Origin of the sequence: Mycobacterium sp., from assembly GCF_004298145.1 — a bacterium.
In the GTDB taxonomy this organism is placed as follows: Bacteria; Actinomycetota; Actinomycetes; order Mycobacteriales; family Mycobacteriaceae; genus Mycobacterium.
The window spans coordinates 80,513-102,310 of record NZ_SCRH01000005.1 but is presented as its reverse complement, the minus strand read 5'-3'; the positions used below and the strand labels follow the sequence as shown (position 1 = coordinate 102,310).

25 protein-coding genes are annotated in these 21,798 nt (G+C 68.4%); 16 read left to right on the top strand and 9 right to left on the bottom strand.

The annotated features are described in order from the left end of the window. The first annotated feature begins 4 nt into the window (after positions 1-4). Positions 5-688, top strand: coding sequence for a two-component sensory transduction protein RegX (gene regX, locus EPN51_RS01520; protein WP_293035251.1), 684 nt, complete (start codon positions 5-7; stop codon positions 686-688). Here regX and EPN51_RS01515 read toward each other — a convergent pair. From EPN51_RS01515 to EPN51_RS01505, 3 genes are read right to left on the bottom strand one after another with little or no spacing between them, the layout of a single operon-like run. Further along, entirely contained in the window at positions 685-2,568 is a 1,884-nt protein-coding gene (locus EPN51_RS01515) for a GMC family oxidoreductase (RefSeq protein WP_293035249.1), read from the bottom strand. The two genes, regX and EPN51_RS01515, sit on opposite strands and share 4 nt — an antisense overlap. Continuing rightward, on the bottom strand, positions 2,565-2,894 hold the full coding sequence (locus tag EPN51_RS01510) for a hypothetical protein (protein WP_293035247.1): 330 nt from the start codon (positions 2,892-2,894) through the stop codon (positions 2,565-2,567). The genes EPN51_RS01515 and EPN51_RS01510 overlap by 4 nt, the downstream gene beginning before the upstream one ends. After that, entirely contained in the window at positions 2,891-3,847 is a 957-nt protein-coding gene (locus EPN51_RS01505) for a hypothetical protein (RefSeq protein ID WP_293035245.1), read from the bottom strand. Before EPN51_RS01505 ends, EPN51_RS01510 begins: the two co-directional genes overlap by 4 nt. A gap of 42 nt (positions 3,848-3,889) precedes the next feature. Here EPN51_RS01505 and EPN51_RS01500 point away from each other — a divergent pair, with 42 nt between their 5' ends. Further along, positions 3,890-4,612, top strand: a complete 723-nt coding sequence (locus tag EPN51_RS01500; protein ID WP_293035243.1) for a FadR/GntR family transcriptional regulator — start codon at positions 3,890-3,892, stop codon at positions 4,610-4,612. A gap of 4 nt (positions 4,613-4,616) precedes the next feature. Here EPN51_RS01500 and EPN51_RS01495 read toward each other — a convergent pair whose 3' ends face one another. Next, positions 4,617-5,420, bottom strand: a complete 804-nt coding sequence (locus EPN51_RS01495) for a hypothetical protein (protein ID WP_293035241.1) — start codon at positions 5,418-5,420, stop codon at positions 4,617-4,619. A gap of 119 nt (positions 5,421-5,539) precedes the next feature. Here EPN51_RS01495 and EPN51_RS01490 point away from each other — a divergent pair, with 119 nt between their 5' ends. The 9 genes from EPN51_RS01490 (at position 5,540) to EPN51_RS01450 (ending at position 13,072) form a co-directional block, all read left to right on the top strand. Next, positions 5,540-6,556, top strand: coding sequence for a Ppx/GppA phosphatase family protein (locus EPN51_RS01490; RefSeq protein WP_293035239.1), 1,017 nt, complete (start codon positions 5,540-5,542; stop codon positions 6,554-6,556). Then, positions 6,553-7,506: a hypothetical protein gene (locus EPN51_RS01485; RefSeq protein WP_293035237.1), complete on the top strand. Its 954-nt coding sequence runs from the start codon at positions 6,553-6,555 to the stop codon at positions 7,504-7,506. The genes EPN51_RS01490 and EPN51_RS01485 overlap by 4 nt, the downstream gene beginning before the upstream one ends. Positions 7,507-7,521: 15 nt before the next feature. After that, complete coding sequence (locus tag EPN51_RS01480) at positions 7,522-8,364, top strand: sugar phosphate isomerase/epimerase (RefSeq protein WP_293035235.1); 843 nt, start codon at positions 7,522-7,524, stop codon at positions 8,362-8,364. A gap of 25 nt (positions 8,365-8,389) precedes the next feature. After that, on the top strand, positions 8,390-9,232 hold the full coding sequence (locus tag EPN51_RS01475) for a thioesterase family protein (RefSeq protein ID WP_293035233.1): 843 nt from the start codon (positions 8,390-8,392) through the stop codon (positions 9,230-9,232). A gap of 27 nt (positions 9,233-9,259) precedes the next feature. Then, the gene (gene proC, locus EPN51_RS01470) at positions 9,260-10,135 is read left to right on the top strand and encodes a pyrroline-5-carboxylate reductase (RefSeq protein WP_293035231.1); all 876 of its coding nucleotides are present in this window, start codon (positions 9,260-9,262) and stop codon (positions 10,133-10,135) included. A 138-nt stretch (positions 10,136-10,273) separates the two neighbouring features. Further along, positions 10,274-10,531 (top strand): cell division/environmental response transcriptional regulator, encoded by a 258-nt coding sequence (locus tag EPN51_RS01465; protein WP_293035229.1) that lies wholly within the window; start codon positions 10,274-10,276, stop codon positions 10,529-10,531. A 134-nt stretch (positions 10,532-10,665) separates the two neighbouring features. Next, positions 10,666-10,767 carry an AURKAIP1/COX24 domain-containing protein gene (locus EPN51_RS01460; protein WP_003402602.1) on the top strand — a complete coding sequence of 34 codons (102 nt, stop codon included), beginning with the start codon at positions 10,666-10,668 and terminating at the stop codon, positions 10,765-10,767. A 107-nt stretch (positions 10,768-10,874) separates the two neighbouring features. Further along, positions 10,875-12,002, top strand: coding sequence for an SDR family oxidoreductase (locus EPN51_RS01455; protein WP_293035227.1), 1,128 nt, complete (start codon positions 10,875-10,877; stop codon positions 12,000-12,002). Further along, positions 11,984-13,072, top strand: a complete 1,089-nt coding sequence (locus EPN51_RS01450; RefSeq protein WP_293035225.1) for a lysophospholipid acyltransferase family protein — start codon at positions 11,984-11,986, stop codon at positions 13,070-13,072. The genes EPN51_RS01455 and EPN51_RS01450 overlap by 19 nt, the downstream gene beginning before the upstream one ends. A 129-nt stretch (positions 13,073-13,201) precedes the next feature. Here EPN51_RS01450 and EPN51_RS01445 read toward each other — a convergent pair whose 3' ends face one another. The 5 genes from EPN51_RS01445 to EPN51_RS01425 form a co-directional block, all read right to left on the bottom strand. Beyond that, positions 13,202-14,113, bottom strand: a complete 912-nt coding sequence (locus tag EPN51_RS01445) for a cyclopropane mycolic acid synthase family methyltransferase (protein ID WP_293035223.1) — start codon at positions 14,111-14,113, stop codon at positions 13,202-13,204. Positions 14,114-14,116: 3 nt separating this feature from the next. After that, complete coding sequence (locus EPN51_RS01440; protein ID WP_293035221.1) at positions 14,117-14,635, bottom strand: MaoC family dehydratase N-terminal domain-containing protein; 519 nt, start codon at positions 14,633-14,635, stop codon at positions 14,117-14,119. Positions 14,636-14,680: 45 nt separating this feature from the next. After that, positions 14,681-15,589: an HAD-IB family hydrolase gene (locus EPN51_RS01435; protein ID WP_293035219.1), complete on the bottom strand. Its 909-nt coding sequence runs from the start codon at positions 15,587-15,589 to the stop codon at positions 14,681-14,683. A 181-nt stretch (positions 15,590-15,770) separates the two neighbouring features. Next, the gene (locus EPN51_RS01430) at positions 15,771-16,061 is read right to left on the bottom strand and encodes a WXG100 family type VII secretion target (protein ID WP_293035217.1); all 291 of its coding nucleotides are present in this window, start codon (positions 16,059-16,061) and stop codon (positions 15,771-15,773) included. Next, on the bottom strand, positions 16,054-16,362 hold the full coding sequence (locus tag EPN51_RS01425) for a WXG100 family type VII secretion target (RefSeq protein ID WP_293035215.1): 309 nt from the start codon (positions 16,360-16,362) through the stop codon (positions 16,054-16,056). Before EPN51_RS01425 ends, EPN51_RS01430 begins: the two co-directional genes overlap by 8 nt. Positions 16,363-16,420: 58 nt before the next feature. Here EPN51_RS01425 and EPN51_RS01420 point away from each other — a divergent pair, with 58 nt between their 5' ends. From EPN51_RS01420 to hemB, 5 genes are all read left to right on the top strand, one after another. Beyond that, positions 16,421-16,690 (top strand): glutaredoxin family protein, encoded by a 270-nt coding sequence (locus EPN51_RS01420; RefSeq protein ID WP_293035213.1) that lies wholly within the window; start codon positions 16,421-16,423, stop codon positions 16,688-16,690. A gap of 115 nt (positions 16,691-16,805) precedes the next feature. Next, positions 16,806-18,176, top strand: coding sequence for a glutamyl-tRNA reductase (locus EPN51_RS01415; RefSeq protein WP_293035211.1), 1,371 nt, complete (start codon positions 16,806-16,808; stop codon positions 18,174-18,176). A 13-nt stretch (positions 18,177-18,189) separates the two neighbouring features. Continuing rightward, entirely contained in the window at positions 18,190-19,137 is a 948-nt protein-coding gene (gene hemC, locus EPN51_RS01410) for a hydroxymethylbilane synthase (RefSeq protein WP_293035433.1), read from the top strand. Between the two features lie 23 nt (positions 19,138-19,160). Then, positions 19,161-20,819 carry a uroporphyrinogen-III synthase gene (locus EPN51_RS01405; RefSeq protein ID WP_293035209.1) on the top strand — a complete coding sequence of 553 codons (1,659 nt, stop codon included), beginning with the start codon at positions 19,161-19,163 and terminating at the stop codon, positions 20,817-20,819. Further along, entirely contained in the window at positions 20,819-21,793 is a 975-nt protein-coding gene (gene hemB, locus EPN51_RS01400; RefSeq protein ID WP_293035207.1) for a porphobilinogen synthase, read from the top strand. The genes EPN51_RS01405 and hemB overlap by 1 nt, the downstream gene beginning before the upstream one ends. Positions 21,794-21,798 lie beyond the last annotated feature (5 nt).

Below are 21,798 nucleotides of genomic sequence, written 5' to 3'. Positions count from 1 at the left end.
GCGCATGACGAGTGTGCTGATCGTGGAGGACGAGGAATCGCTGGCCGACCCGCTGGCGTTCCTGTTGCGCAAGGAGGGCTTCGAGGCCACGGTCGTGACCGATGGACAAGCCGCGCTGGCCGAGTTCGATCGTGGCGGCGCGGACATCGTGTTGCTCGATCTGATGCTGCCCGGCATGTCGGGGACCGACGTGTGCAAGCAGTTGCGTGCTCGTTCCAGCGTGCCGGTGATCATGGTGACCGCGCGGGACAGCGAGATCGACAAGGTCGTCGGGTTGGAGCTCGGCGCCGACGACTATGTGACCAAGCCGTATTCGGCGCGCGAGTTGATCGCCCGGATCCGCGCGGTGCTGCGCCGTGGCGGGGACGACGATTCCGAGATCAGCGACGGGGTGCTCGAGTCCGGCCCGGTCCGGATGGATGTCGAGCGCCACGTCGTTTCGGTCAACGGTGACGCAATTACCTTGCCGCTCAAGGAATTCGACCTGCTTGAGTACCTGATGCGCAACAGCGGCCGGGTGCTGACCCGCGGGCAGTTGATCGATCGGGTGTGGGGCGCGGACTATGTCGGCGACACCAAGACGCTCGACGTTCACGTCAAGCGTCTGCGGTCCAAGATCGAAGCCGACCCGGCCAACCCGGTGCACCTGGTGACGGTGCGGGGCCTGGGCTACAAGCTCGAAGGCTAGCGCGTAGATCGGGCGCCGGTCACCGCGTCGGCAACGCCCAACGCCAGCGCCATGATCGACACCTGCGGATTGACCTCCGGGCAGCTCGGCAGGATCGAGGCGTCGGCGACCCACACCCCGTCCACACCGCGCAGCTGCCCGGTCCCATCGACCGGGCAGAGCTGATCGTCGGCGCCGGCGGCCGCCGTGCCCGTCGGATGGAAAGCGGCCAGGTGCAAGCCTCTCGGGTCGCTGCGCCGCAACACGTCCTGCAGGGCGGGCAGCGACGTCACCGTCCTCGCGCCGGGCAAACCGGTGAGCACCTCGGTCGCCCCCGCGGCGAACAACAGCCGGCCCATGGCCTCGATCGCGACGACGAGCTTGGCGACGTCGGCGGGGGCGATGTTGTAGCGCACCAGCGTCTCGCCGCGCACCGTGGAAACCGACCCGGCACCGCGATCGGCCACCATGGCGCCGAAGGTCGCCACCCGCTCCGCCCGGTCCAGCCAGCCGAGCAGCTCCGCGCCGTAGCCCGGAAACACCATCGAACCCATCCCGGGCGGGGTGGAGGTCGCTTCGATGAGCACCCCGTGTGATTCGTGCAGCTCGTGAACCGCTGCACTTTGCAGCACCCCGTGCCAGGCGACGACGTCGTCCTCGAAGCGCCCCGCGAGCATCGTCGCCGGATGCAGTGCCAGATTGCGGCCGAGCCGCGGGTGCGTGCCAAAGCCGCTGCGCCGCAACAGCCCCGGCGTCTCGGTGGCGCCGGCCGCCACGATGACCGTGTCGGCCAGGACGTCCAGCGCCGTGCCGTCGGGCCGGCGGGCCCGCACACCCACCGCGCGCCCGCGCCGGTGTAGCACCCGTTCGGCGCGGGCCTGGGAGATGATTCGTGCGCCCGCCGTGCACGCCTGGGGCAGCGCGTTGAGGTGCACGCCGAACTTGGCGTTGCGGGGGCAGCCGATCGCGCACTGGCAACAGCCTTCGCAGCCCGGCGCATTGCGCGGAATGGGCGCCGCGGCCCAACCCAGCGCCGCGGCGGCGTCCAGCAGCAGCCGTCCGTTGTGGCCCATGACCTCCAGCGGCACCGGGGCGACCCGCAGCGTGCGTTCGACGTCGTCGAGGTGTTCGGCCAGCCGGTCGGGATCGGCCAGCGCTAGCCCGAAGTCGTCGCGCCAGCGCCGCTGCACGGCCGGCGGCGGGCGATAGCAGGTGCCGGAGTTCACCACCGTGGTGCCGCCGACCGCCCGGCCGATGGGCAACACCACCGGGGGGCGTCCCAGGGCGACGGTGGCCCCGGCGCCGCGGTACAACCCGGCATAGCGGTCGATCGGATGGGTGGTGCGGAATTCCTCGACCGTCCACCGGCGCCCCTCCTCGAGAACCACGACGTCCAGCCCGGCCCGCGCCAGGCTGCGGGCCACCATCGCGCCGCCGGCACCCGACCCCACGATCACCGCGTCGGCGGTGACGACGGATTGGTGATCGGCCGAGGAGATGAGATTCAACACCGCGTCGGGGCGGGCCGTCTCCTGCTTCATGGCATGCGAAAGTAGTTCCGGCGCATAGTTTTCCGCGCCGTTGGCAAGCAACACGATCGCCTTCATGGCCTCGACGGCCGCACCGGCGTCCGGGCTCAGCGCGGCGACCCGCCGCAGCACCTGCTCGCGCCGGTCGGGTCCCAGCCGCGGCAGTGACCGGCCGGTGGTGACGTAGCTCGCCGCTGCCAGCGTGAGCAACCCGGCGCGCATGGCCACACGTGATGTGGTCGGCAGCTGGCGCAGGTAGCGCTCGACGCGATTCGCCAACTCGGCCGCGGGCGGGCCGCCGTGCTCCTCGGGCAGCAGCGCGGTTCCGAAAGACGTCAACGACGCCCTGGCTCGCTCGGCGACCAGGCTCATGTCCGCCGCGCGAGCCGACGGCCCAACTTGATGAAGAACGGATAGCTGGCGAAGATGGCGCCCGCCGCGGCGTGCAGAGGCCAGTCCGCTTTCGCGGTATTCACCCGGAAAACCCCGCTGTTCCACATGAAGTCGCGTCCATTGCGGGCGCGGAAGGGCCGCCAGAGCACTCCCAGTCCGGGGACGTTGTTGTACAACCCGAATGACCCGCCGAAGAAGACGCCCAGGGTGGCGGCCTCGGCGACATCGCGACGGTCGGCGGGCAACCGCCGCTCGATGAGCACGCCGGAGGCGAACAGCAGTGGTGGGTCGAGCAGAAAGCTCACGTCGGAATCCTTTCGTTGACGCCGGGTGCCGCGCGGCCGCGCAGGCCCACTTCGGCATGCCCGGTGCCCAGCACCGACCATTGCCGGTCGTCGATCTCGATGTAGATGTCGGCTTGTTCGGTGTTGGTGCACACCGCGCGGCCGCCGTCGGGATCGGTGTATTGCAGGCTCACGCACTTCTCGGCCGGCTGGTCGATCCGGATGAGCACCCGGCGACCGCCGATGCGCCCTTCCAGCTGCCAGTGCGCCACGCCGAGTGTCGTGCGCATCCGCAGCGACGGCAACGGGCTTGTGGGCCAATCCCTTCCGTCGATCCGAAACCGAATGAACGCCATCGGTGCCAGCCTGCGCAGCCCGGGCTTGTGCGAGACGGCGGTGACCGCCTCCAGGACGTCGCCGTCGCCGAGGTCGGCATGGACCCAGCCCCAGCGTTTGGCGTTGCCGTGCCCGTAGATGTGGGCGACGGCGCCGCGCCAGCCATCGATCGGGAATGCGGTGCCCGCGATGGTCAGCGAACCGGTGAAGTCGGCGGTGGGGGCGAGGACGACTTGGGCACCCGGCAACAGCTCGCGGTTCCAGGCCGTGCGGGGAAACGTCCAGAGCGGTGCGCCGGTGTCAGTCCAGGACAGATCCCAGGCCAGTGACCCGGCGCCTCCGCTGAGCTGTTTGTCGCCCACCCGTACGCCCTCGGCGTCGAACCAGCAGGAGCCGGTCGCGGCCCGGGTGGGCACGGGCCCGAATCGCTCGGTGCGGGGCGGACCGTCGGGGGCGAACCAGGTGGCCCAGCCGTGCGCGTAGGGGCCGTCGGCGCCGGTCAGCGGGGCCACCGTCTCGCAGTGCAGCCACAGCCCGGCGCGCGTCGCCGGATTCGACAGGGTGGCGTACCAGACTTCCATCCGGCCGGCCTTGCCGCGCCAGCGTGGCATCGCTGCCGAGCGCGTGTCGCCGTCCATTGCTCACCTTTCGTGGGTTCGTCCACTATATTGGTTGAGCCAATGAACCAGTCAAGTCCGCTGCGTCCACCGGATCGTCAACGTATCGATGAACAGATCGCCGCGTCGATCGCCGACGCCATCCTCGACGGCGCATTTCCCCCGGGCTCGGCCTTGCCGCCCGAGCGCGAACTCGCCGAACAGCTCGGCGTCAACCGCACCTCGCTACGCCAGGGTCTGGCCCGGCTGCAGCAGATGGGTCTGATCGAAGCCCGGCACGGCAGCGGCAACCTGGTCGCGGACCCGCAGGCGCTCACCCACCCGGCGGTGGTCGAGGCGCTGGTTCGCAAGCTGGGGCCCGAGTTCCTGGTGGAGCTGTTCGAGGTCCGGGCCGCCCTCGGCCCGTTGATCGGCCGGCTCGCGGCGCAATGCGGCGGGCCCGAGGACGCCGAGCCGCTGCGCGCCGCGTTGGCCACCGTCCGCGAGGCCGACAGCGCGCAGGCGCGCCAGGCCGCCGACCTGGCCTACTTCCGGGTCCTCATCCACCACACCCGCAACCGCGCACTGGGGTTGCTGTACCGCTGGGTCGAGCACGCCTTCGGCGGCCGCGAGCACGAGCTCACCGCTGCCTATGACGACGCCGCACCCGTGGTGGCCGGCCTGACCGCGATTACCGATGCTGTGCTGGCCGGCGATGTGGCCGCGGCCGCCACCGCGGTCGAGGACTATCTGAACGCCAGCGCACAGCGAATGGTCTTGTCGTACAACAAGACTCAAGCGCCCTAACGGTCTACTCGGCGATGCGAGTCGCCGGGTGCACCGCGATCAGCCCTAACTTGTTGCGGCGCTTGCACATTGAGGCCAGCTCCGCGTAGGCCTTGGTGCCCAGCAGCTCGGTGAGTTCGTCGGCCAGGCTTTCCCACACCTGCTTGGCGCCGACATGAGCGGCCGGATCGCCGGTGCAGTACCAGTGCAGGTCGGCGCCGCCGGAACCCCAGCCGCGGCGGTCGTATTCGGTGACCCAGGTCTTGAGGATCTCGGTGCCGTCGGGCCGGGTCACCCACTCCTGGCTGCGACGGATCGGCAACTGCCAGCAGACATCCGGTTTCATGGTCAGCGGTGGCACACCGAGCTTGAGGGCCTTGCTGTGCAGCGCGCAACCGGCTCCGCCCGCAAAACCGGGCCGGTTCAGGAAAATGCACGCATCCTTGTGCCTGCGGGTCCGGTACTGCGGTTCGCCGTCATGCTCGTCGAGCTCCAGGTATCCCTTGCGGCCCAAGCCCTTTTCTCGAAATTGCCAGTCGGCGTCGGTCAGCTTTTTCACCGCGTCGTCCAGGCGGGCGCGGTCGTCGTCGTCGGACAGGAACGCACCGTGCGAACAACACCCGTCATCCGGGCGGCCCAGGACCGTGCCCCGGCAGGCCGGAGTGCCGAACACGCACGTCCACCGGGAGAGCAGCCAGGTCAGGTCGGCGGCGATCAGGTGCTCGGGGTTGTCGGGGTCGTAGAACTCCACCCATTCGCGGGCGAAATCCAGTTCGACCTCTTGCCCCGGCTGTCCCGGTTCTGGGTGCGAATTCGCCACGGAGTCCACGTTAGACCACACTTCGCCCCGGCTGAGCCGCCGACACTCGCGGCCCGTATGACAGCGATCACGGCGGGTTAACCGGGTCGCGCAAAACTCTGCCATCGACGCCCGGTTAGGTTATCTACGTGCGATTGGGCGTTCTCGACGTGGGTAGCAACACGGTGCATCTCCTGGTGGTCGATGCCCACCGGGGCGGACACCCGACGCCGATGAGTTCGACGAAGGCCACCCTGCGGCTGGCCGAGGCCACCGACAGCGCCGGCAAGATCACCAAACGCGGTGCCGAGAAGCTGATCTCCACGATCGACGAATTCGCCAGGATCGCCGACAGTTCGGGCTGCAAGGAGCTGATGGCCTTCGCCACCTCGGCGGTCCGGGAGGCCGGCAACTCCGACGACGTGCTGAGCCGGGTGCGCAAGGAGACCGGCGTCGAGTTGCGCGTGCTGACCGGGGTCGACGAGTCGCGGCTGACCTTCCTGGCGGTGCGCCGGTGGTACGGGTGGAGCGCGGGCCGCATCATCAACCTCGACATCGGTGGCGGCTCGCTGGAGATGTCCAGCGGCCTGGACGAGGAGCCCGAGGTCGCGATGTCGCTGCCGCTGGGCGCCGGCCGGTTGACCCGCGAATGGCTGCCCGACGACCCGCCCGGCCGGCGCCGGGTGGCGATGCTGCGGGATTGGCTGGACGCCGAACTCTCGGAGGCCAGGGCGACGATCCTCGATCCCGGCGGTCCCGACCTCGCGGTGGCGTCGTCGAAGACTTTTCGCTCGCTGGCGCGGCTCACCGGCGCGGCTCCGTCGGGCGCCGGGCCGCGGGTCAAAAGGACGCTTACCGCAAACGGCCTCAGGCAACTCATATCTTTCATCTCTAGGATGACGACCGCTGACCGGGCGGAACTGGAAGGAGTGAGCGCCGAGCGGGCCCCGCAGATTGTCGCGGGCGCGCTGGTGGCGGAGGCAAGCATGCGAGCGCTGTCGATTGAATCGGTGGATATTTGCCCGTGGGCATTACGGGAAGGTCTCATCTTGCGCAAACTCGACAGTGAAGCCGACGGAACCGCCCTCGTGGGGCCGTCCGTGCGTAATGCTGGAGGTCAGGTAGTTGATCGGAATCAGAACCGATCGAGAGGCGACAAACCATGACCGGACCGCACTCCGAGACCGAGAGCCCCGGCACTCGGCCGATCTCGGTTGCCGAATTGCTGGCCAGAAACGGAACCATCGGCGCCCCGGCGGTGACCCGGCGTCGCCGTCGCCGGCGCGGCGACAGCGACGCGGTGACCGTCGCCGAGCTGACCGGCGAAATCCCGGTGATCCGTGACGATGACGACGCCCAACACGGCACTACCGACACGATCGAGGTCGCCGAACCCGCCCCGCCCGCCGAGGACGCCGTCTCCGAGCGGATAACCGAAGGTGAGGCCCGGCCCGCCTACTGGTCCGAGCCCGAGCAGCGCTGGCCCAAGTCGCCGCCGCAGCCCGAGCGGGTGTCGGGCCCCGAGCGCAGCGCCTATCCGCGGCCGTTGGCCAACGGGACCGCCAAGCCCGCGGAACCCTCCGGCGCCGAGGACATGAGTCCGGACCCGATGGACCATTACGCCGACATTCCCGTGGACGTGATGGACTCCGAGGTGCGCGAAGCCGAACCCGCGCTGGAGGACTCCGCCTACGTGCGGTCCTACCTGCGGTCGTCGGAGTCGCTCGAGGATGACGAGGGCGCCGCCGGCACGGGGTCGCTGACCGCCGGAATGCTCGGCGACGAGGAGCACCTCGATGGCGAGGACGCGCACGTCCGGGGCTCGGACGCTCACCGGGGGCGGGGCAGGCTCGACGCGCTGTGGCGCGGCAGTGTCGTTGTGCTGCAGTCGATCCTGGCCGTCGCGTTCGGCGGCGGGCTATTCGTGGCCTTCGACCAACTGTGGCGGTGGAACAGCATCGTGGCGTTGGTGCTCTCGGTGCTGGTCATCCTCGGCCTGGTGGTCGGGGTGCGGGTGGTTCGCAAAACCGAGGACATCGCCAGCACATTGATCGCGGTCGCGGTGGGTGCGCTGATCACCCTGGGGCCCCTGGCGCTGTCGTTGCAGTCGGGCTAGCGGCGCCCACATACAGTGCGCCCAGCCATCAAAGTCGGCCTTTCCACGGCTTCGGTGTATCCGTTGCGGGCCGAGGCCGCGTTCGAGTACGCGGCCCGGCTCGGCTACGACGGTGTCGAGCTGATGGTGTGGGCGGAGTCGGTGAGCCAGGACGTCGCGGCCGTCAAGAAGCTGTCCCGGCGCTATCGCGTCCCGGTGTTGTCCGTACACGCACCGTGCCTGCTGATCTCGCAGCGCGTGTGGGGGCCCAACCCGATCCCCAAGCTGAACCGCAGCGTGCAGGTCGCCGAACAGCTCGGCGCGCAGACCGTCGTCGTGCACCCGCCGTTTCGCTGGCAGCGGCGCTACGCGGAGGGGTTCAGCGAGCAAGTGGCGGCGCTGGAAGCGTCGAGCGACGTGATGATCGCCGTGGAGAACATGTTCCCGTTCCGGGCGGACCGGCTTTTCGGGTCGGGTCAGTCGCTGGAACGGATGCGCCGCCGTGGCGGCGGCCCCGGTCCGGCGATTTCGGCGTTCGCGCCCTCCTACGACCCGCTCGACGGCGCCCACACCCACTACACGCTGGACCTGTCCCACACCGCGACCGCGGGCACCGACTCGCTGGACATGGCGCAGCGGATGGGAGCGGGGCTAGTCCATCTGCACCTGTGCGACGGCAACGGGCTGCCCGCCGACGAGCATCTGGTGCCGGGGCGCGGCACGCAACCCACCGTCGAGGTGTGCCAGATGCTGGCCGGCAGTCATTTCGCCGGGCACGTCATCCTGGAGGTGTCGACGTCCAGCGCGCGTTCAGCCAATGAGCGCGAAGCCATGCTCACCGAATCGCTCCAGTTCGCCCGCACGCATCTGCTGCGCTGATCACTCAGGAGACCCGCGAAAGTCCATGAACGCGTTATTCAGCACCGCAATGTCCTTGCGGGAGACCGGTTCAGGTGTTTACGAAGGAGAACTCGACAAGCGCTGGACCATCGGTCCCAAGGTGCACGGCGGCGCGATGCTGGCGCTGTGCGCCAACGCCGCCCGCACCGCCTGCGGCGGACAGTCGGCCGGGCCCGAGCCGATCCAGCAGCCCGTCGCGGTGTCGGCGAGCTTCCTGTGGGCGCCCGATCCGGGGCCGATGCGGCTGGTCACGTCCATCCGCAAGCGCGGCCGCCGGATCAGCGTCGTCGACGTCGAACTCACCCAGGGCGACCGCACCGCGGTGCACGCCGTGGTCAACCTCGGTGAGCCGGAGCACTTTCCTCCCGACGGTGCGGCCAAGCCGCTGCTGTCGGCCAACCCGGTGCTGGATCTCATGGCGCCCGAACCGCCCGACGACCTCGAGCCGATCGGCCCCGGGCACCCGCTGGCCGGCCTGGTCCACCTCGGCGAGGGCTGCGACGTGCGGCCGGTGCTGTCGACGATGCAGGCCCGTTCCGACGGGCACCCGCCGGTGATCCAGATGTGGGCGCGCCCCCGCGGCGTCGCCCCGGACGCGCTGTTTGCGCTCATGTGCGGCGATATGTCGGCACCGGTGACCTTCGCCGTCGACCGCACCGGCTGGGCGCCCACAATCCAGCTCACCGCCTACCTGCGGGGCTTGCCCGCCGATGGCTGGCTGCGCATCATCGCGACCTGCACCGAGATCGGGCACGACTGGTTCGACGAGGACCACACCGTCGTCGACAGCCTGGGGCGCCTGGTGGTGCAGGCCCGCCAGCTGGCATTGGTCCCTGCCGCTCGCTAGCGGGCGGTGTCTGCGATGCTGTCCGGCATGGCAAGAATCGCGATCATCGGTGGCGGCAGCATCGGGGAGGCACTGCTGTCGGGTCTGCTGCGTGCGGGCCGCCAGGTCAAAGACCTGGCGGTGGTCGAGCGGGTTCCCGAGCGCGCCAAGTATCTGGCCGACACCTACTCGGTGTTGATCACCTCGGTGCCCGAGGCGGTCGAAAACGCGTCGATCGTCGTGGTCGCGGTGAAGCCCGCCGACGTCGAGTCGGTGATGTCGGAGGTCGCGCGGGTGGCCGCGGCGGCCGAGAGCGATACCGCCGAGCAGGTGTTCGTCACGGTCGCGGCCGGCGTCACCATCACCTACTTCGAGTCCAAACTTCCGGCCGGAACGCCGGTGGTGCGGGCGATGCCGAACACGGCGGCGCTGGTCGGCGCGGGGGTCACGGCCCTGGCCAAGGGCAGGTTCGTCACGCCGCCGCAACTCGAGGGTGTCTCGGCCCTGTTCGACTCCGTCGGCGGGGTCTTGAGCGTTCCCGAAGGCCAAATGGACGCCGTCACCGCCCTGTCGGGCTCCGGTCCGGCGTATTTCTTCCTGATGGTCGAGGCCCTCATCGACGCGGGCGTCGCAGCGGGTCTGAGCCGCGAGGTGGCCGCCGACCTGACCGCGCAGACCATGGCCGGCTCGGCGGCCATGCTGCTGGAACGGATGGACGCCGATCGCCGGCTGGGGGAGGCCGAGGCCCCCGGAATGCGGGTGGACGCCACCGCGACGCAGCTGCGGGCGACGGTGACCTCGCCCGGCGGCACCACCGCGGCCGCCCTGCGCGAGCTGGAACGAGGCGGCCTGCGAGCGGTCGTGGACGCGGCGGTTCAGGCCGCCAAAATGCGCTCTGAGCAGCTAAGAATTACATCGGAATAATTCAGGAATTTTGAACTGATTATCCCCCACCAGTACCAGTAACCCCATCAGTCCCGCTATTCTCCTCTTGTAAGCACGTGTGGGTGCCAGCGGAGGGGAAGCCGCTGGCATGCGCGTGCCTGACACGATTGGGTTGCGATGACGTCTACGAACGGACCATCAGCGCGAGATTCTGCAGGTAAGGCGCGGGACACCAGTTCCGTCGATAGCCAGCAGGGCAGGACGCAATTTCTCACCGTCGCCGAGGTGGCGGCGTTGATGCGGGTCTCCAAGATGACGGTCTACCGGTTGGTGCACAACGGCGAACTACCCGCGGTGCGGGTGGGGCGGTCCTTCCGGGTGCACGCCAAGGCCGTCCACGACATGCTGGAGACGTCCTACTTCGACGCCGGCTGATCTGACCGGCGGCCGCTTCCGGGCGGCACCTGGCTTCGCGGTCGGGCGACGCCGGTTTGGCGTTGGGTGCGTCCGGCTGGGTAAAGTGACCGGGTCCAATCTTTGAAGCAGGTCTCGGTCAGATAGCGGAGTTCATGGGTTCAGTAATCAAGAAGCGGCGCAAGCGTATGTCGAAGAAGAAGCACCGCAAGCTGCTGCGTCGCACCCGGGTGCAGCGCAGAAAACTCGGCAAGTAACCCCCGCGGCGGCCTTCCTAAGGCCGTCATAAGGCCACAGTAAAAAGGCTGTAACTGGTCGCAACGCGCCATGGTGCGGCCGTCTCGCTGACCGCTAGGCTGTTCGGGTGGATGCGTCGAAGGGGGAGAACACCGGGCCGGACGACACCGCCGGCAACGCGGCGCATTACCCGAAAATCGTGCTGGTCACCGGTGCCTGCCGATTCCTGGGCGGCTACCTGACGGCTCGGCTCGCGCAGAACCCGATGATCAAAGGGGTCATCGCGGTGGACGCGACCGCCCCCAGCAAGGACATGCTGCGCCGGATGGGGCGCGCCGAGTTCGTTCGCGCCGATATCCGTAATCCCTTCATTGCCAAGGTGATTCGGAACGGCGACGTCGACACGGTGGTGCATGCGGCGGCCGCCTCGTACGCGCCGCGATCCGGCGGCACCGCGGCGTTGAAAGAGATCAACGTGATGGGCGCGATGCAATTGTTCGCGGCCTGTCAAAAGGCGCCCTTGGTGCGCCGCGTGGTGCTCAAGTCGACGTCGGAGGTATACGGCTCGAGCGCCCACGATCCGGTGATGTTCACCGAGGACAGCACCAGCCGTCGGCCCTTCCGCGCCGGTTTCGCCAAGGACAGCCTCGACATCGAAGCCTATGCGCGCGGATTGGGACGGCGCCGGCCCGACATCGCCGTGACGATCTTGCGGCTGGCCAACATGATCGGCCCGGCGATGGACACCACGCTGTCGCGTTATCTCGCCGGGCCTTTGGTGCCGACGATGTTCGGCCGCGACGCCCGATTACAGCTGCTGCACGAGCAGGATGCCCTGGGCGCGCTGGAGCGCGCGGCCATGGCCGGCAAGGCGGGAACGTTCAACATCGGCGCCGACGGCATCATCATGCTGTCGCAGGCGATCCGTCGGGCCGGCCGGATCCCTTTGCCCGTACCGGGTTTTGGCGTCTGGGCCCTGGATTCGTTGCGCCGCGCCAACCGCTACAACGAGATCAGTCGCGATCAATTTGATTATTTAAGTTATGGCCGTGTCATGGACATCAGCCGGATGCGTTCAGAACTCAACTACCAGCCGAAATGGGCGACGGCGGAGGCCTTCGACGACTACGTTCGCGGCCGCGGCCTGACTCCCATAATCGACCCACATCGGGTACGCTCCTTGGAGGGTCGCGCCATATCCTTAGCCCAGCGCTGGGGTAGCCGAAATCCAATTCCGTGGGGTGGGGTCAGGTAGGTATCGTGGCGGGTGAAACCAGAGCGAATGTCATTCCACTGCATACTAATCGGGGTCGGGTAGCGGCGCGCCGGAGAGCCGATCAAAGGGCGGAGTCAGCTCGCCAGCACCCCTCGGTGCTGTCCGATCCGCGCGGCCGCGCGTCGGCGGAGCAGATCGCCGCGGTGGTTCGCGAAATCGACGAGCACCGGCGTGCCACGGGGGCGTCATCCGCCGAGGCGCCGCTGAACGAGCTGGCGCAGCGCGTCGCGTCGGTTGCCGGATTCCTGCGCCAGCGGGTGACCGGCGACTACAGCGTCGACGAGTTCGGGTTCGATCCGCACTTCAACAGCGCAATCGTCCGGCCGTTGCTGCGCCTTTTCTTCCGGTCCTGGTTCCGGGTCGAGGTGAGCGGGATCGAGAACCTGCCCGGCGACGGCGCCGCCCTGGTGGTCGCCAATCACGCCGGGGTATTGCCGTTCGACGGGTTGATGCTGTCGGTGGCCGTGCACGACGAGCACCCCGCGCATCGTGAGCTACGGCTGCTCGCCGCAGACATGGTGTTCGACCTGCCCGTGGTGGGCGAAGCGGCCCGGAAGGCCGGCCACACCATGGCCTGCACGACGGACGCGCACCGGTTGCTCGCCGCCGGCGAGCTCACCGCCGTGTTCCCCGAGGGCTACAAGGGGCTGGGTAAGCGCTTCGAAGACCGCTACCGGCTGCAGCGGTTCGGCCGCGGCGGATTCGTCACGGCCGCGCTGCGGACGAAGGCGCCGATCATCCCCTGCTCGATCATCGGTTCCGAAGAGATCTACCCGATGCTGACCGACGTCAAGCTGCTGGCACGGCTGTTCGGGCTGCCGTACTTCCCGATCACGCCGCTGTTCCCGTTGGCCGGGCCGATGGGCCTGGTGCCGCTGCCGTCCAAGTGGCACATCGCGTTTGGTGAGCCGATTTGCACCGACGATTACGCGGCCTCCGACGCCGACGACCCGATGGTCACCTTCGAGCTGACCGACCAGGTGCGAGAGACCATCCAGCAGACGCTGTACCGGTTGCTCGCCGGGCGTCGCAACATCTTCTTCGGCTGATCGCGGCCGCCCGCCGCGGGTACTGATCGCGGTCGCCGGCCGCGGGTAGGGCCCAACGTCGACTTGTGGGGCGCTTTCCGCGGGCTTTCGGCGCAACAACCCGACGCTCGGTGTGTAGCCGGCAAGCGGCTACTTGACCATGGTGAACTGGCAGACGTTCGTGTAGCCGTCGCGGAACAGATCCGCGCAGCCCCGCAGGTACTTCAGGTAGATGTCGTAGGTCTCCTGCCCCTTGAGGGCGATCGCCTCATCCCTGTGAGCCTCGAGCGCATCCCCCCACGCGGTCAACGTCGGCACGTAGTTCTTCCCGATCTTGTGGTGGCGCTCGATCTTGAAACCCGCGTCGGTCGCATACTTGTCGACCAGGTCGATCTGGGGCAACTTTCCGCCGGGATAGATCTCCTTCAGGATGAAACGGATGAAACGCAGCAGGGTCATGTTCACCTGCAAGCCGAGTTCTCTGCCCTCCTCGGCGGTGGGCACCACGATCGAGTGCAGCAGCATGCGGCCGTCGTCGGGCAGCAGGTCGTAGTACTTCTTGAAGAAGGTGGCGTAACGCTCGTACCCGGCGTCACCCGCGCCGTCGGCGAAGTGCTCGAACGCACCCAGCGACACGATCCGGTCGATGGGCCCGCCGTCGTATTCCTCCCAGCCCTGGACGCGCACCTCTTTCCGGCGGGGGCTGTCCATCTTGTCGAACTCGGCCACGCAATGGGCGTACTGGTTCTCGCTCAGCGTCAGGCCGATCACGTTGACGTCGTACTCGGCCACCGCGTGCCGCATCGTCGAGCCCCAGCCGCTGCCGATGTCGAGAAGCGTCATGCCGGGCTCGAGGTCCAACTTGTCCAGGGCGAGCTTGCGCTTGGCGTACTGCGCCTCTTCCAGCGTCATGTTGGGACGCTCTTCCCAGTAGCCGCAGCTGTAGGTCATCGAGGGGTCAAGCCACAGCTTGAAGAACTCGTTCGACTTGTCGTAGTGGGATCGCACGGCCTCCACCGGCGGCTTGAGCTGCGTGCCTCCCGTTTCCCCCTGTGCGGACATCGACTACGCCCCTAACTTTCCTCCAGATATGGATGCAACTGCCGCGGCGGTTGCTGCCACCTCGGCTTCGTTTGTGGATTCGCCCAACATTGTGACGACGCTGGTGACGACCGGATTTCCATCGGCGTCGGTCACTTCGCTGCGGATCTCCGCGAGTACGGTGCCGTGGGACTCGATCACCGAGTCGAGATAAGTGTCGAAGTAGAGCCTATCGTGCGCCAGGATCGGCCGGTGGAACTTGAATTTCTGGTCGCGGTGAATGACCCTGGCGATGTTGATGGGGATGCTGAATTTGGTGAAGATCTCCAGCTGCACGCGGCGCCCAGCGATCGCGAGGAATGTCAGCGGCGCCACCATCGCGGGGTACCCCGCTGCGGTGGATTCATGCTCGCCGAAGTGGGCCGGGTGGTCGTCCTTGATCGCCAGGGCGAACTCACGGATCTTTTCGCGACCGACCTCGAAGTAGTCCGGTGCGCGGTAATGGCTGCCGATGAGTCCTTCGGCTTCTTTGGGGACTGTCATGCCGCTGTGCTCTCCGCTCGAAAGATATCTGCGCGGCGCAGCTTATCAGCGTGATTGCCGTCGAGAGGCCACCGCGGCCAGCGCACCACCGGCCGCGCCCAGCGCCAACGCCGACGGCACCCCGATCCGGGCCGCCTTGCGGGCGGTGCGGAAATCGCGAATCTCCCATCCGCGCTCCCGGGCCAGCGCGCGCAGGCGGGCGTCGGGATTGATGGCGACCGCGGTGCCCACCAGCGACAGCATGGGCACATCGTTGTAGCTGTCGGAGTAGGCGGTGCAGCGTTTCAGGTTGAGCCCCTCGCGAATTGCCAGCGACCGCACCGCGTGCGCCTTGCCGGTGCCGTGCAGGATGTCGCCGACCAGCCTGCCGGTGAAGACACCGTCGACCGATTCCGCGACCGTGCCCAGCGCGCCGGTCAGGCCGAGTCGTCGCGCGATGGTCGCGGCGAGTTCGTAGGGGGTGGCGGTGATCAGCCACACCTGCTGGCCGGCGTCCAGATGCATCTGGGTGAGCTCGCGAGTGCCGGGCCAGATCTTGTCGGCGATGATCTCGTCGTAGATCTCCTCGCCGAGGGCCACCAGCTGCTCGACCGATCGGCCCTCGATGAAGGCGAGCGCCTTGCGCCGGCCCGCGGCGACGTCGTTGCTGTTTTCCTTCCCGAGGACCTGGAATTTGGCCTGGGCGACGATGAATCCGAGCACGTCGCGATAGGTGAAGTAGTTGCGCGTGGCCAGCCCGCGGCCGAAATGCACCGCCGAGGAACCCTGCACCAGCGTGTTGTCCACGTCGAAGAAGGCGGCCGCGGTCAGGTCGATCGGCGGCTGCGGGCGATCCTGCGTGGCGGCGGCTTCCCGCATGCCCTCGATCGCGCGGGCCGCGCTGGCGTCCGCGGCCAGCGACTCCAAGTCAACGTCACCGGTGTGGTCCGAGTTGACCGGGTCAGAGGAAGTCATCGCCCAACCTCCTAGATCGCTGTGCTGCCTGGTGACCCAGCGGGTGTCCCGACACCCAACCCTATCGGGCAGATGGCGTGGGGGCGTTGGCATGTCCCGGGCTGCCGAGTGTGACGCTGGCGGCACGTTCGACCCCGACTGTGACGCCAGCGTCACACTCGTCGCCGGCGGTGCGATCCGCTCACGACCACATACCGAGATTCGTCGACATCGCCCCGGTGTAGTTGCCGTGCGCAATCGTGGCCGCCTTCTCGAGCTGCGCCAGCGCCTCGCGCATCATCGCCTCGCCGCGCACCCAGTGCCGATGCGCCTCGGCGTGGGCCGCGGCGGCCTCACCCGTCCACGTGGTGTGCAAACGCGTTACGCGAGAATCGATTTCGGTGATCATGTCTTCGGCATAGCGTTGAAACGCCGTCATCCGCTGCACCGCGTCGGCCAGCGCTTGCGGATCCACCCGAAACGCCTCAGCCACCACGCACCGCCCGCTCCGCTTGGGCGGACCCGGCCTCGTTGCCCCGATAGCCCTCGCCGGCCCGGCCCACCAGATGCGCCAACATCGACAACCCCAGCTGTACCTCGTGAGCGCCCCGATGCCACTGTTCCCACGCCGAGGCGTAGGCGCTCCCCGACGCGCCCTGCCACCCGCCCAACATCTCACCGATCTGATCGTTGAGCTGGGACAGCTGAGCCGAAAGATGCTCGGCCGCACCGCTCAGCGAGACGGCGGCCCCCTGCATCACCACAGGGTCGACCCGGATCGTCTCGTCGGCCATAGCCGGAACATAACTCCTGGTAGGCGGCCCCACAAGTCGCTGATGACACACTGAGTCCATGACCCAGGTGCCCGGCAGACCGCAGGTGGAGTTGCTGACTCGCGACGGGTGCACCATCTGCGAGCGCGTCCTCGCCCGGCTGGCCGAGTTGGCCGGTGAACTGGTTTTCGACCTGTCGACGATCGACGTCGACGCCGCGGCCGCGGCCGGCAACCCCGCGCTGCGGGCCGAGTTCGGCGACCGGTTGCCGGTGGTCCTGCTCGACGGCCGCGAACACAGCTACTGGGAGATCGACGAGGCCCGGCTGCGCGCGGATCTCGCCCGCTGACGAGGCGGTCGGGTGGGCACCGGGCAATTATTTGGTAGCCCAGCTGATAAACGTTTACCGTGGACAGCAGTTCAGTCACTGGAGGATGCAAGGGAGCTGGCCAGGTGATGCTGCCGTGAGCGTCTTGCTCTTCGGGGTTTCGCACCGTAGTGCGCCGGTCTCCGTCCTGGAACAACTCAGCATCGACGAATCCGACCAGGGCAAGATCGTCGACCGGGTGCTGCAGTCGCCGCTGGTGACCGAGGCGATGGTGCTGTCGACATGCAACCGGGTCGAGGTCTACGCGGTGGTGGATGCGTTCCACGGCGGGCTGGCGGTGATCGGGCAGGTGCTGTCGGAACACTCCGGGATGTCGATGACCGATATCACCAAATACGCGTACGTCCGGTACAGCGAGGCCGCCGTCGAGCATCTGTTCGCGGTGGCCAGCGGCCTGGATTCGGCGGTGATCGGCGAGCAGCAGGTGCTCGGTCAGGTGCGTCGCGCGTATGCCGCCGCCGAGACCAATCGCACCGTCGGCCGTGTCCTGCACGAGCTGGCCCAGCGCGCGCTGTCGGTCGGCAAGCGGGTACATTCCGAAACCGCCATCGACGCCGCCGGCGCCTCCGTGGTGTCGGTCGCCCTGAACATGGCCGAACGCCGGCTGGATGGGCTGTCGGGCAGGACGGCCGTTCTGGTCGGCGCCGGAGCGATGGGCGCCCTGGCCGCAGGACACCTGTCTCGTGCCGGCATCGCGCAGGTCCACGTACTCAACCGGTCGCAGTCGCGGGCGCAGCGCCTGGTCCGCAAGATCCGCGAAACCGGTGTGCGGGCCGACGCGCTGGCACTGGAGCAGCTGGCCGACGTGCTCGCGGGTGCCGACGTCGTGGTCAGTTGTACGGGGGCGGTGAGCCCGGTGGTCTCACTGGCCGACGTGCACCACGCGCTCGCCGCCGCCACCCGCGATGAGGCGGCCCACCCCTTGGTGATCTGCGACCTGGGCATGCCGCGCGACGTTGACCCCGCGGTGGCCGGATTGCCGGGCGTCTGGGTCGTCGACGTGGACCGCGTGCAGCATGAGCCCTCGGCCCACGCCACGGCCGCCGACGTCGACGCCGCCCGCACGATCGTGGCCACCGAAGTTACCGCCTACCTGGCCGGCCAGCGGATGGCCGAGGTCACGCCGACGGTGACGGCGCTGCGTCAGCGCGCCGCCGATGTGGTCGAAGCGGAGCTCCTGCGCCTGGACAACCGGCTCCCCGGGCTTGCCAGCGCCCAGCGCGAAGAGGTGGCACGCACCGTGCGACGGGTGGTGGACAAGCTGCTGCATGCGCCGACGGTGCGGATCAAGCAGCTCGCCAGCGCCCCCGGCGGTGACAGCTACGCGGAGGCATTGCGCGAGCTTTTCGAACTCGACCAGACCGCCGTCGATGCCGTCGCTGCGGGTGAATTACCAGTCATATCAAGCGGATTCGACGCGGGCACCCCGCAGCAACCCGCCGAGTAGCCGATTGGCGAACGTGATCCGGATAGGCACTCGGGGCAGCCTGTTGGCCACCACCCAGGCCGGGCTCGTCAGAGACGCCCTGATCGCTCTGGGGCATCCAGCGGAGCTGGTGACCATCACCACCGTCGGGGACCGGTCGTCGGGGCCCATTGAATCCCTCGGGGTCGGTGTCTTCACCACGGCGCTGCGCGAGGCCATGGACGAGGGCCGGGTGGACGCCGCCGTGCACTCCCACAAGGACCTGCCGACGGCTGACGATCCAAGGTTTGCTGTAGCGGCCATACCCGTGCGCAACGATCCCCGTGACGCGCTGGTAGCACGTGATGGACTGGTGCTCGGGGAGCTGCCGTCCGGTTCGCTGGTGGGAACCTCGTCGCCGCGTCGGGCCGCGCAGCTTAGAGCATTGGGTCTCGGTTTGGAAATCCGCCCCCTACGAGGCAACCTAGACACCAGGTTGAACAGGGTAAGCAGTGGTGATCTTGACGCGATCGTGGTGGCCCGGGCGGGTTTGGCCCGACTTGGTCGTCTCGATGACGTCACCGAGACGCTAGAGCCGGTGCAGATGTTGCCAGCACCGGCTCAGGGCGCGCTCGCCGTCGAATGCCGTGCTGGTGACAGCCGGTTGATGGCAGTGCTGGCGGAGCTGGACGACGCCGACACGCGTGCGTCGGTCACCGCGGAGCGAGCCCTGTTGGCCGAACTGGAGGCCGGTTGCTCCGCACCGGTGGGCGCGATCGCAGACGTGGTCGAGTCCATCGATGAGGAAGGCCGGATCTTCGAAGAGCTGTCGCTGCGTGGCTGCGTGGCGGCACTGGACGGGTCCGACGTGATCCGCGCGTCCGGCATCGGCACTCCCGGTCGGGCACGAGAGCTTGGGCTTTCGGTCGCCGCGGAGCTGTTCGAGCTTGGCGCCCGAGAGCTGATGCGCGGAGCGCGGCAAGACCCGACGCGAGGAAATTAAGTGCGAGTTACGTGGGAGCGACAATGACGACGCGAGGGCGTAAGCCGACACCCGGGCGCATCACGTACGTGGGCGCCGGCCCCGGTGACCCAGGACTGTTGACGACCCGGGCCGCCACGGTGCTGACGAACGCCGCTCTGGTGTTCACCGACCCTGACGTGCCCGAGCCGGTGCTGGCCCTGATCGGCAAAGACCTGCCGCCGGTGTCGGGACCGGCCCCGGCCGACCCGGCCGCCTCCGACGGCGACGGTTCCGACCAGGGCCAGGCGCAGCCGGCGGTGATCTCCGGCGGTCCCGATGTCCGCCCGGCGCTGGGCGATCCGGCCGAGGTCGCCAAGACACTGACCCACGAGGCGCGGGCGGGCGTCGACGTGGTGCGGCTGGTGGCCGGTGACCCGCTGACGGTCGACGCCGTCATCACCGAGGTCAACGCCATCGCGCGGAGCCACCTGCACATCGAGATCGTGCCGGGCCTGGCTTCCACCAACGCGGTCCCGACGTACGCGGGGCTGCCGCTGTGCTCCTCGCACACGGTGGCCGACGTGCGCGACCCACATGTCGACTGGGAGGCTTTGGCGGCGGCGCCCGGTCCGCTGATTCTGCAGGCCACGTCGTCGCATCTGGCCGACGCGGCGCGCACCCTGATCGAGCATCAGCTCGCCGAGAACACTCCGTGCGTGGTGACCGCGCACGGCACCACCTGCCAGCAGCGTTCGATCGAGACGACGCTGCACGGCTTGACCGACTCGGCGGTGCTGGGCGGTACAGACCCGGCCGGCCCGCTGACCGGTCCGCTGGTGGTGACCATCGGCAAGACGGTGTCCAGCCGGGCGAAGCTGAACTGGTGGGAGAGCCGCGCACTGTACGGCTGGACCGTGTTGGTGCCCCGCACCAAGGACCAGGCCGGCGAGATGAGCGAGCGCCTGACGTCCTACGGCGCGCTGCCGATCGAGGTGCCGACCATCGCCGTCGAGCCACCGCGCAGCCCCGCGCAAATGGAGCGGGCCGTCAAGGGATTGGTCGACGGCCGGTTCCAGTGGGTGGTGTTCACCTCCACCAACGCGGTGCGCGCGGTGTGGGAGAAGTTCGGCGAGTTCGGTCTGGACGCGCGCGCGTTCTCCGGGGTGAAGATCGCCTGTGTGGGCGAGTCGACCGCCGACCGGGTCCGGGCGTTCGGGATCAGCCCCGAGCTGGTTCCGGCCGGCGAACAGTCCTCGCTGGGTCTGCTTGACGACTTCCCGCCCTACGACAGCGTTTTCGATCCGGTCAACCGGGTGTTGCTGCCGCGGGCCGACATCGCCACCGAGACCCTGGCCGAGGGCCTGCGCGAACGTGGTTGGGAGATCGAGGATGTCACCGCCTATCGGACGGTGCGGGCCGCTCCGCCGCCGGCGGAGACGCGGGAAATGATCAAGACCGGCGGGTTCGACGCGGTGTGTTTCACGTCCAGCTCCACGGTGCGGAACCTGGTCGGTATCGCCGGTAAGCCGCACGCGCGGACGATCATCGCCTGCATCGGTCCCAAGACCGCCGAGACCGCCGCCGAGTTCGGTCTGCGGGTCGATGTGCAGCCCGAGACCGCCGCGGTTGGTCCGCTGGTCGATGCTTTGGCCGAACACGCCGCGCGGTTGCGCGCCGAGGGTGCGCTGCCACCGCCGCGCAAAAAGAGCCGCAGGCGCTAGTGCCGCGGCACCGCCCCCGTCGGCTCCGTTCAACCCCGGCGTTGCGCCGTTTGGTCGCGCAAACGTCCTTGGAGCCAAGACATTTGGTGCTGCCGATGTTCGTCGCCGACGGCATCGACCAACCACGGCCGATCGCCTCCATGCCGGGGGTGGTGCAACACACCCGCGACTCGCTGCGTGGCGCCGCCGCCAGTGCCGTCGCCGCCGGGGTGGGTGGGTTGATGCTGTTCGGTGTGCCCCGTGACGAGGCCAAGGACTCGGTGGGCTCTGCCGGCACCGATCCCGATGGCATCCTCAATGCCGCCCTGCGCGACCTGGCCAAGGACCTCGGCGAGGCCACCGTGCTGATGGCCGACACCTGCCTGGACGAGTTCACCGACCACGGCCACTGCGGCGTCCTCGACGACCGGGGTCGGGTGGACAACGATGCCACCGTGGCCCGTTATGTGAAACTTGCTGTGGCGCAAGCTGAGTCGGGTACTCACGTGGTAGGTCCGAGCGGGATGATGGACGGCCAGGTGGGTGCTATCCGCGACGGACTGGACGCCGCCGGCTATACCGACGTGGCGATCATGGCCTACGCCGCCAAGTTCGCGTCGGCGTTCTACGGCCCGTTCCGGGAGGCGGTCAGTTCCAGCCTGTCCGGCGACCGGCGCACCTATCAGCAGGAGACGGGTAATTCCCGGGAAGCGCTCCGCGAAATCCAGCTCGATCTGGACGAGGGCGCCGACATTGTGATGGTCAAGCCGGCGATGAGTTATCTCGACGTGGTGGCCGCCGCGGCGGACATCTCGCCGGTCCCGGTGGCCGCGTATCAGGTGTCGGGGGAGTACGCGATGATTTGCGCTGCGGCCGCGAACAATTGGATCGACGAGCGCGCCGCGGCGCTGGAGTCATTGACAAGCATCCGGCGCGCCGGAGCCGATATCGTTCTCACCTATTGGGCCGCGGATGCGGCGGCGTGGCTTTCGTGAGATGG

What these genes read in the sequence shown, in the direction of transcription:
- EPN51_RS01475 (WP_293035233.1), top strand. Translation starts at nt 8,390, where the DNA reads ATGAACGCGTTATTCAGCACCGCAATGTCCTTGCGGGAGACCGGTTCA.
- EPN51_RS01440 (WP_293035221.1), bottom strand. Translation starts at nt 14,635, where the DNA reads ATGACAGTCCCCAAAGAAGCCGAAGGACTCATCGGCAGCCATTACCGC.
- EPN51_RS01515 (WP_293035249.1), bottom strand. Translation starts at nt 2,568, where the DNA reads ATGAGCCTGGTCGCCGAGCGAGCCAGGGCGTCGTTGACGTCTTTCGGA.
- EPN51_RS01485 (WP_293035237.1), top strand. Translation starts at nt 6,553, where the DNA reads ATGACCGGACCGCACTCCGAGACCGAGAGCCCCGGCACTCGGCCGATC.
- EPN51_RS01425 (WP_293035215.1), bottom strand. Translation starts at nt 16,362, where the DNA reads ATGGCCGACGAGACGATCCGGGTCGACCCTGTGGTGATGCAGGGGGCC.
- EPN51_RS01445 (WP_293035223.1), bottom strand. Translation starts at nt 14,113, where the DNA reads ATGTCCGCACAGGGGGAAACGGGAGGCACGCAGCTCAAGCCGCCGGTG.
- regX (WP_293035251.1), top strand. Translation starts at nt 5, where the DNA reads ATGACGAGTGTGCTGATCGTGGAGGACGAGGAATCGCTGGCCGACCCG.
- EPN51_RS01435 (WP_293035219.1), bottom strand. Translation starts at nt 15,589, where the DNA reads ATGACTTCCTCTGACCCGGTCAACTCGGACCACACCGGTGACGTTGAC.
- EPN51_RS01405 (WP_293035209.1), top strand. Translation starts at nt 19,161, where the DNA reads ATGACGACGCGAGGGCGTAAGCCGACACCCGGGCGCATCACGTACGTG.
- EPN51_RS01420 (WP_293035213.1), top strand. Translation starts at nt 16,421, where the DNA reads ATGACCCAGGTGCCCGGCAGACCGCAGGTGGAGTTGCTGACTCGCGAC.
- EPN51_RS01500 (WP_293035243.1), top strand. Translation starts at nt 3,890, where the DNA reads ATGAACCAGTCAAGTCCGCTGCGTCCACCGGATCGTCAACGTATCGAT.
- EPN51_RS01505 (WP_293035245.1), bottom strand. Translation starts at nt 3,847, where the DNA reads ATGGACGGCGACACGCGCTCGGCAGCGATGCCACGCTGGCGCGGCAAG.
- proC (WP_293035231.1), top strand. Translation starts at nt 9,260, where the DNA reads ATGGCAAGAATCGCGATCATCGGTGGCGGCAGCATCGGGGAGGCACTG.
- EPN51_RS01465 (WP_293035229.1), top strand. Translation starts at nt 10,274, where the DNA reads ATGACGTCTACGAACGGACCATCAGCGCGAGATTCTGCAGGTAAGGCG.
- EPN51_RS01460 (WP_003402602.1), top strand. Translation starts at nt 10,666, where the DNA reads ATGGGTTCAGTAATCAAGAAGCGGCGCAAGCGTATGTCGAAGAAGAAG.